A 13,176-nucleotide genomic window follows, 5' to 3' on the forward strand; every position below is an offset into this window, starting at 1 on the left:
GCGTTGCGCGCCTTGCGCACGTGCGCGAGACGGCTCGGGTCGTCGGCCACGGCGTCCTCGGCCCGCGCAAAAAGCCGGTCGGCCTGCTGCAGCAAATCGGCCGTAAGGTAATCCGCCGTCGGTGAGACCTTATCGCTCAACCGGCTGCCGCTGCGGGCGATGCTTTCGTGCAGTAAGCGGATATATTCGGCGATCTGCGGTGCCGCCGCGCCGTAGTAGCCCTCCAGAAAAGTCTGGACGAGCCGCTTGGAGTCCTGCTTCGGGTCCCACAGCAGGTGCGCCAACACCCAGGCGCGCAGCACGGAGAACTCGCCGCCGGTCGTGTTATACGCCCCCTGGGCGAACAGGCCGACCACCGACGGCTGACGCGCAAGCCAAGGCACATCCTGAGTCAATGCGTCGAGATCCGGATAAGGCTGCAGGTAGCCGCCGAAATTGGTGATGTAGGTCCACAGCAGAATTTCATCGGTGAGCTCGCCCCATCCCCGCAGGTCGGCGGCGACCGTGCGGTTGCCGTGCGCCTGCAGCGGCTGCGCGAAGTCGCGTTCGATATCCGAGAACATGATTCCCATGTTCTCCGGCAGCCTCATGCCGCTGGGCGGTTTGCGGCTCCACTGATAGGCCTGAGCCAGCAGCGTGACGTCCGTATAGTCGGCGGCGATGTGCTCCGCGAGGTATTTCACGAAATCCAGGTATGCCGCCCCGGCGCTGTCGTGGCGCTCGATGAGCCTGCCGTCGGCGCCGCCGCGATAAAATGTGTCCCGATCGGCGTGTTCAATGAGCACGTAACGCGGCGCCCCCCCTTTGCGCGACCAGCGCTTGAGCTGCTTGCGCAGCGTCTCGAGGGCGATCTGCCGGACCTGGGGCTCGGCGAAGCGCAACTGGCCGCCGCCAAAGTATTCGGGGTGCGACTTCGCGTACTTCTTGCGGGGAACGAGCGTGAAAATGGACGCCATGCGCAGCGCGACGAAGGCCTCCGGATGATCACCTCGGGCGCGCGTCAGGCGATGGCCGAAACGTCCGTTCAGTCGGTTGTGGGCGCTGTATTCCGGCGCATCCGCTTCGCGCACGAACACTTCGCGATACGCGAACGCGGGGGTTTCGGTGCGTTCGGTGGCGGGCACGGTCAGGGTCGGTTGCCGCGGAACCTGGGTATAGTCCGGTCCGTACCAGCGAACGCCGGCGTAGTCCTCCAGAAAGGCGTAGACGCCATAGAGCAGGCCACGCGGGGTGCCGCCGGTAATGCGGATGTCCCGGTCCTCGGTGCGGATCCGGAAGCCCTCCTCACCCAAATCGCCGGAGGCCTGCGTCTCGAGCCGGATCGCCGGGCCGGCCGCATCGGCCGTGGTGATGGCGAAATGCCCGCCGGTGACGCGCTGGAGATAGGTCGCGAGCTCATCGGCGGCGTGCTTCGCGAGCTCGCTGCTCTCGGCGGTCGCAGCGATGTGATAGCCGGTATTCCCTTCTCTTGCCAGTACGATATCGGCCGCCGACGCCGGTAGCGCCGACGCCAGGATCAGCAAAAAGACGCCTGCCAAAGCACCCAGGCCCGTGCTGAGGCGCGGTGGCGCGACCACGCGGAAAATCCTATTCGAGCTAGACTTGCCGTTCATGCCATCGTTCAACCGGTTGTTTCGAGGAAGTGAGCGGCCGGGTGCTCGGTGCCCGGCCCAACATAATCGTCAAAATCGGTACAATCCGATCGAATTGACCCCGCCGCAGGCGGTTGGCCAGGACCCACAGCAGGCCGAGCCATACCGTCGGCAGTGCCCAGGGGAGGCGCTTGCGGGTGAACCGAATGCGATTGCGAAGCGCGAGGTAGTCCATCGCAGGGCTCTCGCTCGGCCGCCCGGCAGTGGCGCCGCCCTTGTGGTAGACGAGGCTGCGCGGGGCGAAGGCAAGGCGCAGACGTTGCCGGCCGCGAACCGCCCAGTCGATCTCCTCGAAATAGAGAAAATAGTCCTCGCAGAGCAGGCCGACCTCTTCGAGCCAGCGGCGGGAGACGAACATGGCAGCGCCGATGACATAAGACATCCGCCGCTCCACCGCCTCGCGCTCGACGCTCTCCGGCCGCGCTGCGTTGGCGCCGATGGCGCGGTGGGTGCCAAACCAGGGATTGTAGGTGGCGCCGCCCAAGGCCTGGACGCGGTGCGGGCTGTGATAATCGAGCAGCACCGAGCCGCAGAGTCCGGCATCGCCTTGCTCCTCCATGCGCTCTACCAGGCGGGACAGGGCATCCGCGGCGATGACCACGTCGTTGTTGAGCACCCAGCAGTAGTCGGCATCGCCACGGGCGAGCGCATAGCGCAGGCCGACGTTGTTGCCGCCGGCGTAGCCGAGATTGCCGCCGGTGTGTACCAGGCTCAGCGGCGGATCCGGCGGTCGACCCGCCGGCAACCGGGACTCGGCGTGCGATAGTTCAAGACATGCGATCGGCTTGGCGATTGCCGCGCGCTCGCCACCGGCTTGGGCCGGCAAGCGCACGGGCTCGAGGTGGCCGGCCGCCCAGGCCTTGATGTGCTCGGCTGAACCGTCGGTGGACGCATTGTCGCAGACGACGACGTGAAAGACCGGGTAGTCGCTGCGCATGATGCTCTCCAGGCAGGCGAGCGTATCCCCCCAGCCGTTCCAGTTCAGCACCACGATATAGACCTTCGGGAGACGCTTGACCTCAGTACGGTCCGTAGGCATAGCCGCCATAGCGTGCCATCTCCTTCATGTCCGCCTGGGTCAGAATGATCCCGAGCACCTGCACGTGCGCCTCGTGCAGCCGCCGATACGTCTCGAGCACCGCCTCGGTGGGCGTCTTTCCGGCCTTGACCGCCAGAATGGCCCCGTCGGCATACATGCCGAGCATCTCGACGTCGCTGACGCTGAGCACGGGGGCGGTGTCGACGATGATCTTGCTGAAATGCCGGCGCAGCTCGGCAAACGCGCCAGCCAAGTCGGTCGTCGCGAAGAACTCCAGCGGATTGACCGGTGTGGAGCCCTTGCCGGCGATGAACAGGTTAGGAGAGAGGTTGTCGCGCGAAATACATGAGCGCAACGGCGCCTTGCCGAGCACGAACTCGGTGAGCCCGGCACGCTGCGAGCCGCTCGATAGGCTGGGGTGGCGCAGGTCGGCGTCCACCAGCAAGGTCGGCCCGAGCTGACTGTAGCTCGAGGCGAGATTGCTGCTGAGTGTGCTCTTGCCTTCCCCCTGCAGCGCAGAGGTGACGATCACGACCTGAGGTCCGATGCCCTTGGGGTCGCTGACCTGAAGCCGGGCGCGAATGCTGCCGAGCGCTTCGGTGAATTGCGATTCCGGCTCCAGTACCGCCAGCCGCGACAAGGTGGCCGGCCGATGCAGACGCACCCTCGGCACGACGCCCAGATCGCGCAGCTGAAGCCGCTGCCCGACGGCTTGGGAGGTATGGAAGGTTCGGCGCAGATTCTCCAGCAGAAAGGCGAGCCCGATGCCGAGAAACAGGCTGAGCACGCCGGCAATGCCGAGCAGGCGCGGGAAGTTCGGCGAGTACGGGGCATTCGGGGGCAACGAGCGGTCGAGTATCTGGATACCGGCGGCGCCCATGCTGCCCGTGAGGCTTATTTCCTTCATCCGATCGCGAAAAGCCTCGTAGAGCTCCCGGTTGGTTTCCACCTCCCGTTCGAGCGTGGCGAGCTGCAAGGCCTCGCCGGAGTGGCTGCGCATGCCCTCGTTGAGCTCGGTCTCGGCTTGCTCGAGCCGCCGCTCGCTTTGCTTGGCTTCCTCGTACTTCTCGCGAATGGACGCCACCGCGCGATCAATCTCCCGGCGCAGGCGCGTCGACGTGGAGTCGAGCTCGGCACGCACGGCTTGTACCTTCGGGGCATTCTCCCCGTAGTGGGTCCGCAGGTTCTCGAGTTTGGCGCGCAGAGTGCTTTGCTGCATCTTGAGGGGCTGGATCACCGGATTGTCCAGCACGGCGCTCAACGCATCCACGCTGTCGGCATCCTGGACCTGCTCGTAGAGCACCTCGGCGCGCATGCGCTCGGATCGCGCCTCGAGCAGATTCCGCGTAACCCCGGAGAGCTGCGTGCTCTTCACTTGCTCGAGGTTCTTGGTATCGAGCAGCTGCTGGCTCTCTTTGTACTGCTGCAGAGCGAGCTCGGAGTCGGAGAGGTTCTTGCCGAGCTTGTTGAGCTGCCCGGAAAGCCAGTCGTGGACCTCTTTGCTGACCGTCAGGCGCTGATCGATCTGAGTGGCCCGGTAGGATTCGCCGATGAGATTCGCGACCCGGGCCGCCAGCTCCGGGGTCGGCGCATAATACTGGATCTCGACGAGCTCGCTGTCCTTGCGTCGGATGACGGTGAGGTTGCTCTGAATCCACTTGGCCAGGGCGTGGCGCGAGCGCTCAGGATCCGCGGTCTGATCCGAATCGGGGCTCGCCTCGCCAAGGCCGAGCCAGGCGCGTCCCTGATCCCAAAGTCGTTCCACGAAGCCCAGAACGTAGCTGGTCATCGCCGGCGGCGTGCGCAGGCGCTCGCGCTCCGTGGGTGTCAGCCGTTCCGCGACCCGCTCGGCGACCGCGCGACTCTGGATGATGTCCATTTGGGTGACATAGAACATCTCGCTGTTAGCGGGCGTCTGCAAATCGCGCAAAGCCGGGACGTAGATCGGCGGGTCGGCCTGCATGTGCACGGTCGTCAGGCCCTGGTACATGGGCGTCTGCAGCAGGCCGTAGCTCAGCGCCGCCAACAAGGCCGCGGCTACGGTGCCGAAGATCAGCAGGCGGTGCCGCCCCAGCACGCGCAGGTACTCGACCAGGCCCGGTTCGGGCGCCGGGAAGGCCGTTTCAGCCCGCGCTGCGCCGGATGGCGAGTGGGTTACCGGGTGAGGCCGGGTTTTGACCTCCAACAGGTGAGTCGATCGGTCTCTGCTCATGGCTGTGACATTCTGTGAGGTAGCTCGCGAATACGATTGGCACGCACCCGTGCCATCACCGGAAGCAGCGTGCTCGTTCCGCGATGACGCCGGCGACGGGCCATCCAACGGCTGATTTGCGGGTAGGAGCGCCAGGCGACGGTCATGGTGAGGCAGTAGAGAGCAAACACCGCCCAGAAGGCGATTACCATGGTGCGCTCGGCGATCCCGACGAACTCGCTTGCCACACCGACCGCAGCGGCAGTGATGGCGCAGGCGAGAATCAGCCCAAGCGTCTGGTTGACCGAGAATCCCACGCGCAGGAAGAAGTGGTGAAGATGCCGCCGATCGGCGTGAAATGGTGAATGCCCGCTCAGCACTCGCCGCCCCAGGGCGTGCAGAACATCGAATAGCGGCACGGCCAGAAGCCAGAGGCCGGTGACGGGCGACATGGCCGAGATCGGCTCCTGGGAGAGCCGGATGATGAACCACGACAGGGCAAAGCCGAGGAACATGCTGCCCGCGTCACCGAGGAACACGGAGGCGCGCCAGCGCCACGGCGAGCGCAGGTTGAGCGTCAAAAAGGCGGTGATGCCGCTCGCCATGACCAGGATCAGCGCGAGAATCATGGAAGCGTTGCCCGCCTCGGCCATCACCGCCAGCCCGGCAAGCGCGACCAGTGTCAGACTGCCGGAGAGCCCGTCCATGCCGTCAACCATGTTGAGGGCATTGATCACGCCCACGACACCGATCACCGTGAACGGCACCGCGAAGGCGTGCAGGTAGAAAATCTGGTGATCGGCCGTGATGGCACCGAGCTGCTCGACGGTGGCCCCGCCGAGCAGCGCCATGGCAAGCGCGGCCGAGGCCTGGGCAAGGAAGCGCGCCTGCGGGGAGAAATTATAGCAATCGTCCAGCGCGCCGGCGATTACCACGATGGCACCGATCGCGAACAGGGCGGCGACGTCGCCCAAGGGCACGCCGAGCGCCAGCGCGGAGATCAGACAGCCGATGAAGATCGCCTCGCCTCCCACCGGAGGCACGGCCCGCTGATGGCGCTTGCGGGGGGAGGGATGGTCCATCAGCCCGACGGTGCGTGCCTGCCGCCTGAGAAAATCGGTGAGCAGCGCGACGAACAAAAAAATGAGTACGTACGCAAAGACCTCGTTTATCATCGTGATCCCTCGAGTTTGCCATGTGCGCCGGATATCCCTGGCACGGCAGGGCTAGCTGAACGATTGCCGCCCGCGGCCGGTCAACGCGGCCGCGGGCCGGGCCTTCATAGTGACTGCTGCCGTTGAGCGTCCGCGGTGTTTGCATCGCTTCGGGCGTCGAGCGCGATGGGTTGCTCAGCGGGCTCGCTCCCCGGCGGGCGATCGATTGGCGCCTCCGTGCGCCCGCGCAACCGCTGGGCGTAGCGTTTCAGGCGCGCCGTCAGGCGCTTTACCATCAACCCGCTCCACAGCAGCGCTCCCGGCCCCTCGGAGCTCAATTCGTAACCGAAGCGCACCATGCCTTTGCGGGTCAGGTATTCGACGATGGCCACCTGATCCGGCGTGAGGCGCAACTGCCATTTGGTCAGGCAGTCCGTGCGGATGGGGCCGAGCGCATTGCTCAAATGGCGTCGCCCCCACTTTCCATAATTCACGGTGGTGGTGACGCTGGCCTCGCAACGCGTCAGCACGGCGGGATCGAACGGCTCATCGACAAAGGCGCAGACTTTGCGCAGCACCGCTTCCGGCTCGATTACCAGCGCTTCGTAGTGCACCCGGCAGATGCGCGGGTCGTTTTCCCAGCGCAGCAGCGCCCGGGTGCTATCGCGCCAGCGCGCTGCGTGGAATTCCGGGCCGGCCGTGCTCCAGGGCGCATCCAGCAGTGATGCCACCACTGCCCGCGGATCGCGCAGCATGTAGATAATGCGTGCGTTCGGGTACCACTCCAGCAGCTCGTTCATGTGCCGGTGGTGAGCCGGCGTCTTCTCGCCCCAGCGCGGTTTGTCGAAGCGTCGAGCGTGCTCGCGCAGCAGCGTCGAGAACACCGTCTTGAAGGTGGGGAGGCCGCTGGCAAGCAGGCGTTCGTGCAGCGCGCCCGCATCCAGCTCCATGTTCCGGAACTGACGGCCGTTGACGAAGGCGGACCAGAAACGCTCGAAATCGAGCTCGTTTCGCAACTCGGCACTGCCGTGGCGAGTCACCCAGTAATTCAGAAAGTGGGTCTCCGGGCCGATCGCGATGCGCGGATGCGAGGCCAGCGCGGCCTGCATCAGCGTCGTTCCGGAACGGGGCATGCCGACGATGAAGATCGGCGAGTCTTCTTTCATGACCGTACTCCATGAGCTGGCATCCGTTGCGCGAGCAGCCGCCATAGCGCACGGCACTGCTCCGGTGCGGCGGCGCACCCGACCAGGCCGTAACTGACCGCACCGATGAGCGCGCTCACGAGAAGAATGGAAGGGGCACCGGCCGCCGCGGGCATCCAGAGTTGGGTCAACGACAGCACGCCGGCCAATACCACCGTGCCCACCATTGCCGGTGCGAGGGCTTGCGCATAACGCAAGAAGCTCAAGTCAAGCAGCCGGTGGAGCACCCACCATGTCACCGGCCAGAGCAGGTAGCCGCGAATCGTGTACGCCGCGGCCACGGCGACGATCCCCCAGTGCACCGCCACTGCGAACCCGATGAGGTTGGCGAGCGCGTTCATGGAAGTCAGCGCCAACACCCTCCCGGGTTGTCCCGCAGCCTTGAGCGCCGTCGTGAAGAGCAACGAGACGGACTGCTGCATGCCAATGGGTGCCAGCACCTGCATCACGGCGACGCTGGGCAGCCACTGCTCACCGAACAGAGCGGGAATCAGGATTGGGGCGAGCACGGCGACGGCGCAGAACACCGGAAACATCGCCAGCGCCACGAGCCGGGTGGCCTCGTAGAGGCCCTCGCGCATACGCGCGGCGTGGGCTTGCAGCCGCGAGAACGTGGCGAAGGCAACCGGAATCAGCGCGTAGGGCACGAGATCCAGCAGCATGCGGATCAAACGATAGCCCACCGTGTAATAGCCGAGCGCGGTGGTGCCGAGGAAATAGCCGATCAACAGATCGTCCGCCTGGCGATTGACAAAGTTGACGAGATTGATGCCCACCACGTTGATTCCGAAAGAGAACAGCGAGCGGAAATGGCGTGGCGAGAAACGCGCCCGGGGGTGCCAGCCGGTCGCCCGCCAGAGCAACGGCAACTGCACCAGGCGCTGGACGAGCAGCTGCCACACCAGGCTCCACACGCCGAAGCCCGTGAGCGCCATGGCGAGGCCGACCGCCCCACCGACGCTCATGGAGATCAAGCTGATGGTCGCAATCCGTTTGAACGCCATCTCCCGGCGCAGTAGCGCCTCCTGCGTGCGCGACAGCGAGGCGATGAAAAGCGTCACCGAGAGCGTGCACAGGATCGGCTCGAGCTGGGGCTGCTCGAAGACGGCGGCGAGGCCGCTGGCGCCGAGCACGTACAAAGCGGTCAGTGCGCTACCGGTGACGAGGCTCGCCCAGAACGCGCAGTCCTTATGGGCCGGACCGAGCCTGGGCCGTTGCACGAGCGCATCAGCGAATCCCTGGTCGACCAGCATCTCGCCGAGGATCACGAACACGCTCGCCAGCGCCACCAACCCGAAACTCTCCGGCTCCAGCAGGCGCGCCAACGCCACGAACACCGTGAGGCGGATCCCGTGGTAGCCCCACTTCTGGATCAGCCCCCAGGCGGCGGCGTGACTCGCGGTCCGACGCAGACTCATGCGCGCCTCGCCTCCAGCGGCTGGTCGGGTCCGCCGGCCCGCAGTTGCGCGACCCGCTCGAGCACGCGTTCGACCCGAGCCTCCCAGGTATTCGCGGCGGCGATACTACGGCGCTGCCGGCGCTTCTCCGGGGCCTTCTCCACCAGCGCACACTGCAGCAGGCGTTGGAACTGCGCCGCGTCCTCGGCGACGTAAACCACGTCGCGGAGCCGATCCGCGGGCGCCATGGGCGTGCTCACCACCGGCTTGCCGGTGGCGAGATATTCATACAGTTTGATCGAGTCGTTGCCGCGCGTGCCGGCATCGGCACGCTTGAGGTTCACCAGCACGTCGCAGGCCGCCAAGTGCCGTTCCAGCTCCTCGTGGTGTTTGCGCCCGAGGTGGCGGCAGTTGGGGAAGCGCTGCACGAGAGCCTGTATGAAGGGGCGCGCCGCCGGCTCGGCCGGCCCGATGAGAACGAAATCGATCGCCGGATTGCGGCTCAGCAGATATTCCGTGAGCCCGCGGTCCAGAGTGGCGTTGAGCGCGCCGACGTAGCCGACACAAGGACGCCGGCCCCCCTCCAGCGCTGGCTCGGCGGCGTCGGCCGCGACCCTTTTGACGCCATTGGGGAGAAATTCGATACCCGCGGGTGCGTGGGCGCCGTAGCGATCGGCCAAATGGGCGGAGGTCGCAAACACGGCGGCGCATTCCGGGAGAATGTCCACGAACGCTTTTTCCACTACCGCGCGTCGTTGCGCGTCGCGCTCCTGCGCCGGCACGTCGTCGACCAGGTCCGCCAGTGTGAGATCGGGTTGCAGCGCTGCCCGGATCTCGCGCAGATGCACGGCCGGCGGATAGGCGAGCATGACCGTCCACTGCGGGGCGCGCAGCGCCCGCGCCTGACGTCGCAGGAGCCAGGCGTTGAGACGCTCGAGCCAGCCTCCCGCGGAGAAGGCGATGATCAGCATCGATTTGACGCGCAGCCGCGTGCCGATCGGGATGGGGCGGCGGGCGAGCGCTTTGCGCACATGCAGGCGGTAAACCGAGCGCAGGCGCGGATCGCGGAGAACGATTCCGCGAACCAAGCTTGCCACGAGTCCCTTCAGGCTCACCGTTTCGAGATGAACGACCTCGCCGACCGACTTATCGGCGGCGAGGGTTCGCGCAAGCGCCTCGTTGCGGCGGTGAAAAAAGCCCCAGTCCGCCTGGCGCCAATAAATCACGAATCGTGGCGCGACTACGGGCTGTGCGGATACGCCGAAGCCGCTCATGGTGCTCTTTGTCCCCGGTAAGCGCGTTCTGTTAACCAGGCGATGGCATCCCAGCCGAAACGCTCGGCGCGTTTGCGATTGTGCTCGCCCATGCTCGCCAGATCCCGGCTCAGCGCCTGCTCAATCGCCTGCTTCAGGCTCATGCCGGCGTCTTCGTAGAGCACGGCGCCCTGCTCGCCAGCCAGCATCTCCTCGGCACAGCCGCAACGCGGCATGACCACGGCTCGGCCGAACGACATCGCCAGCATGGCGCTGCCGGAGGTGAGAACCCCGCGATAGGGCAGCACCACGACATCGGCGGCGTTGAGATAAAGCTGCACGTCCTCATCGGGTACGAAATCGAGGAAAAGGTGGATGCGGGGATTGCACCGGGCGCGAGCGCGCAGGTTCTCGGCGGTGGCGTCGTCCCACGGCCGACCGGCGATCATCAGCGCTGCCGATGGCGCTTCGAGGTTCTCGAAGGCATCGAGTAGCTCAAATACCCCTTTGTACGGTCGGATCTGCCCGAAATGCAGGAGCAGCGGCCCCGCCGAATCGAGCCCCAGCCGCGCCCGGGCCTCGGCTCGAGCGATCGTATTCGGGTAGCTGTCAATGAAATGCCCGTGAGGGATCGTGTGCAGCCGGTTTTGCCGGGACGGTGGAATGCGGTAGGCCTCGACGAGGGCGTCTCGTGCCTGATCGCAATGCACGATGATGTGCTGGTAGAGCCGCTCGGCCAGGCGTGCGAAGAAAAGCTCGATGCGCGGGTAGCGTTGCTCGTGCTCGAGCAGATTATGCGCGGTCCACACCAAACGTACGCCGCGCAATCTCAGCCAGGCGAGCTCCGTGAGCAAGCGAACGCCCTTGAGTAGGCTCTTCAGGGCGCTATCGGATACCACGAGGCGATGTGTCCAGTGCAGGTGCAGTACCCGGATCGGCGCCTGCTTGGCGACGGCGCTCAGCAGGGGAAGCTTGCCCGCCGGATCGGCCAGCGCCACACGAACCGCCCGGCGATCGAGCGCTGCGGCGAGTTGGCGCTGGTACGGGTTACCCGGCGTGGCGTCGGGCACCATCAATACTTTGATGCGGGCTTGCTCGTCCGTCGGGGTCGATTCGGTGACCGGGCTGATGTCGGCAGTGGCGTCAGCGGTCGGCTCGCCGCTCTCCCGCCGGAGCCTGGCTCGCTCCAGCGCCGTTATTTGTCCATCCATAGAACCCTCGAAGGCAGCTATCCAAGTGCGCTTCGCTCTCGAAGCGCGTGAGCGGCTCACCGCCGCGTGTCCGAACAATGGTGGCGATACCGCCGCGGCAAACGATGACCCTTGCCGTAATTCGATGGTTCGCGGTCGGTCGGGCGCAGCGCTTGGTCGTGAAGACCGAGAGTGCCCACGGAAGCCGTACCGGGAGGAGTCGAGTGCGAATATTGGTGCGCCGATGCGGCGCGGGGAAGTTTTTCCGCCAACGGTGGGAAGCAACTGCGCTGCCGCCCCACGTTAGGGGGCATGCCCTGTAATGGCAGACGATCGCCGGCAAGCTCTCCGGCGAGTTGGAAGAAACGGTGGCTCTGCGGCGACCACCCAGCCCGTTCCATGTCGTTCATTTCGGTGAACAATCGCATCCTGAAGTTACAGCGCGATGTCACCCCCCTTTTCCCTAGAATTAAGATTAGCATAACTTCATATCCATATGAACAAGCGGCGTCGTGCAGTGCGTCATTGTGACTCGGAGCACATTCGCTTCGAGCGCCTGGAGCCACGAGGGCCGCACGGCACAGTGGGCCTTCGTTCGCAGGGAGCGGTTCCGAATCGCGAAGACTCGGGCCTGAATCGTTCGACATGCGATTCAGATCTCAGTTCGTTCGTCGGCACTATGCGAAACTAAAACGTTAACTGCGCCTAACCTAGGGCATAGTTTCGGGACCGACAACCTGTCGCTTTTGCCCTACACATGAGTGGTTGCGGGTGAATCTAGAGAATCGCTCGAGCCGATCGGTCCGACCGAGAGCGGCGATCACGGGCTGCTTTCAACGTCGGCATCGCGATGCCCCTTCGAAGTTGCAGAAGCACGGGGAGCCGGAGCGTGCGGGACGCGCGCTGTAGACCATCAGCTACCTCTTTCATTGCGAGCGCTAACCGCTGATTCTTCCGGAATCCCGTGACGGTTCGGCTCTGCGCACGGTTTTCTGAAGAATAAAACGGCTCCCAGCACCCCTTCATGGTCGGTGAATTGCCCGTGAAACTCAGAAATCCGAGCTTTTTGCAACATGGATAACAGCCTGTTCATACAGTAGCTGTTCATTTGCATTTGCGGAGACAATAATTTTCGTCCCCTTGTTAGATTTATTAGATATTTTGATAATGGAACATATTCCTTTATCCAGGGAGATAGCTTTTTGGCTGGATAACGCTTGTAATACGTCACATGAATAGCGCAAATCCCGCCATCGTCGAGATATTCCAAAAGCTTGCTGAAAAGCAACTCACCCCTTTGCACCGGGATGTGCTGAAAAACGATGAAGGAATGTATCAAATTGAATTTGCCGTCTAAATTTGAGAGTCGATCGTCAGATTTGATAAAGTCGATATTCGTCAATGAGCGCGCGCTGCAATTCCGCTTTGCTTCACGCAGCATGGACTCGGATACGTCTGCGCCGACAACGTGCTCGGCGACGCTGGCAAGGGGAATGACGACCCTGCTGACTCCGCACCCGAAGTCGAGTGCTCTTGTCACTGTGAAATTCGGGTCAATGTGGACTTTTATGGTTTCGACGAGGCGGTTGACATGGCGATAGCCCGACTCGAAGAACTCTTGCCTGCTATCATTCGTTATATTGTTTCTGCGAAATTTGTCCTTGGTTAATACTCCGAAATAAGGATCGTCTTGGCCAAATTGCTCCCATGCACGATCCGTGTTGCTATTGAACATCTCGGCGTTCTCCTGTGCCGTAACGAGATAATCCGATGCGATAAAGGCAAGAGTGACGCTCTGTTGCGCACCAGCTGCTAAGGCAAGCAGCGTGCCAGAGTTTTGCCTACGCTGATTTGCGGGAGACTCACTGGCGCGCGAACGGCGCCGACCTGGACGTATCAGCAAGCACAAGTGCGAATGAAATCAATGCGTTGTCGGCATGTCGTGGGGCGGTTGCGGCGTCGTTCCCGGTCCACGGTGCATGAACCCGGGCGGTCCGGTTACGTAGTCTCAAAGCAACAAGAAGTACGCCGGTGCTGGTGCTTGCACTCGGATAGACAAGGTAGAGGCAGCTTGGCTCGTAGGCAGCGCGCCCTG

9 protein-coding genes are annotated in these 13,176 nt (G+C 64.1%); all 9 read right to left on the bottom strand.

All coding sequences use genetic code 11. The annotated features are described in order from the left end of the window. Positions 1 to 1,577, bottom strand: a 1,577-nt coding sequence (locus tag AC52Q4_RS15765; RefSeq protein ID WP_495537752.1) for a DUF4838 domain-containing protein, incomplete at its 3' end; no start/stop codon positions are given. Positions 1,578 to 1,596: 19 nt separating this feature from the next. Next, entirely contained in the window at positions 1,597 to 2,700 is a 1,104-nt protein-coding gene (locus tag AC52Q4_RS15770; RefSeq protein WP_495537753.1) for a glycosyltransferase family 2 protein, read from the bottom strand. Continuing rightward, entirely contained in the window at positions 2,672 to 4,903 is a 2,232-nt protein-coding gene (locus AC52Q4_RS15775) for a GumC family protein (protein WP_495537754.1), read from the bottom strand. The genes AC52Q4_RS15770 and AC52Q4_RS15775 overlap by 29 nt, the downstream gene beginning before the upstream one ends. Then, positions 4,900 to 6,057: an MraY family glycosyltransferase gene (locus tag AC52Q4_RS15780; protein WP_495537755.1), complete on the bottom strand. Its 1,158-nt coding sequence runs from the start codon at positions 6,055 to 6,057 to the stop codon at positions 4,900 to 4,902. The genes AC52Q4_RS15775 and AC52Q4_RS15780 overlap by 4 nt, the downstream gene beginning before the upstream one ends. A gap of 104 nt (positions 6,058 to 6,161) precedes the next feature. Then, positions 6,162 to 7,202, bottom strand: coding sequence for a sulfotransferase family protein (locus AC52Q4_RS15785; RefSeq protein ID WP_495537756.1), 1,041 nt, complete (start codon positions 7,200 to 7,202; stop codon positions 6,162 to 6,164). Further along, positions 7,199 to 8,659, bottom strand: a complete 1,461-nt coding sequence (locus AC52Q4_RS15790; RefSeq protein WP_495537757.1) for a lipopolysaccharide biosynthesis protein — start codon at positions 8,657 to 8,659, stop codon at positions 7,199 to 7,201. The genes AC52Q4_RS15785 and AC52Q4_RS15790 overlap by 4 nt, the downstream gene beginning before the upstream one ends. After that, the gene (locus AC52Q4_RS15795; RefSeq protein WP_495537758.1) at positions 8,656 to 9,912 is read right to left on the bottom strand and encodes a glycosyltransferase; all 1,257 of its coding nucleotides are present in this window, start codon (positions 9,910 to 9,912) and stop codon (positions 8,656 to 8,658) included. The genes AC52Q4_RS15790 and AC52Q4_RS15795 overlap by 4 nt, the downstream gene beginning before the upstream one ends. Continuing rightward, entirely contained in the window at positions 9,909 to 11,102 is a 1,194-nt protein-coding gene (locus tag AC52Q4_RS15800) for a glycosyltransferase (protein ID WP_495537759.1), read from the bottom strand. Before AC52Q4_RS15800 ends, AC52Q4_RS15795 begins: the two co-directional genes overlap by 4 nt. An 892-nt stretch (positions 11,103 to 11,994) precedes the next feature. Then, entirely contained in the window at positions 11,995 to 12,984 is a 990-nt protein-coding gene (locus AC52Q4_RS15805; protein ID WP_495537760.1) for a class I SAM-dependent methyltransferase, read from the bottom strand. Positions 12,985 to 13,176 lie beyond the last annotated feature (192 nt).

It is taken from the genome of Nitrococcus sp. (genome assembly GCF_059432795.1).

Bases quoted from the DNA above. Each gene is read 5' to 3' on its own strand.
- AC52Q4_RS15780 (WP_495537755.1), bottom strand. From the start codon at position 6,057: ATGATAAACGAGGTCTTTGCGTACGTACTCATTTTTTTGTTCGTCGCG.
- AC52Q4_RS15785 (WP_495537756.1), bottom strand. From the start codon at position 7,202: ATGAAAGAAGACTCGCCGATCTTCATCGTCGGCATGCCCCGTTCCGGA.
- AC52Q4_RS15775 (WP_495537754.1), bottom strand. From the start codon at position 4,903: ATGAGCAGAGACCGATCGACTCACCTGTTGGAGGTCAAAACCCGGCCT.
- AC52Q4_RS15790 (WP_495537757.1), bottom strand. From the start codon at position 8,659: ATGAGTCTGCGTCGGACCGCGAGTCACGCCGCCGCCTGGGGGCTGATC.
- AC52Q4_RS15795 (WP_495537758.1), bottom strand. From the start codon at position 9,912: ATGAGCGGCTTCGGCGTATCCGCACAGCCCGTAGTCGCGCCACGATTC.
- AC52Q4_RS15800 (WP_495537759.1), bottom strand. From the start codon at position 11,102: ATGGATGGACAAATAACGGCGCTGGAGCGAGCCAGGCTCCGGCGGGAG.
- AC52Q4_RS15770 (WP_495537753.1), bottom strand. From the start codon at position 2,700: ATGGCGGCTATGCCTACGGACCGTACTGAGGTCAAGCGTCTCCCGAAG.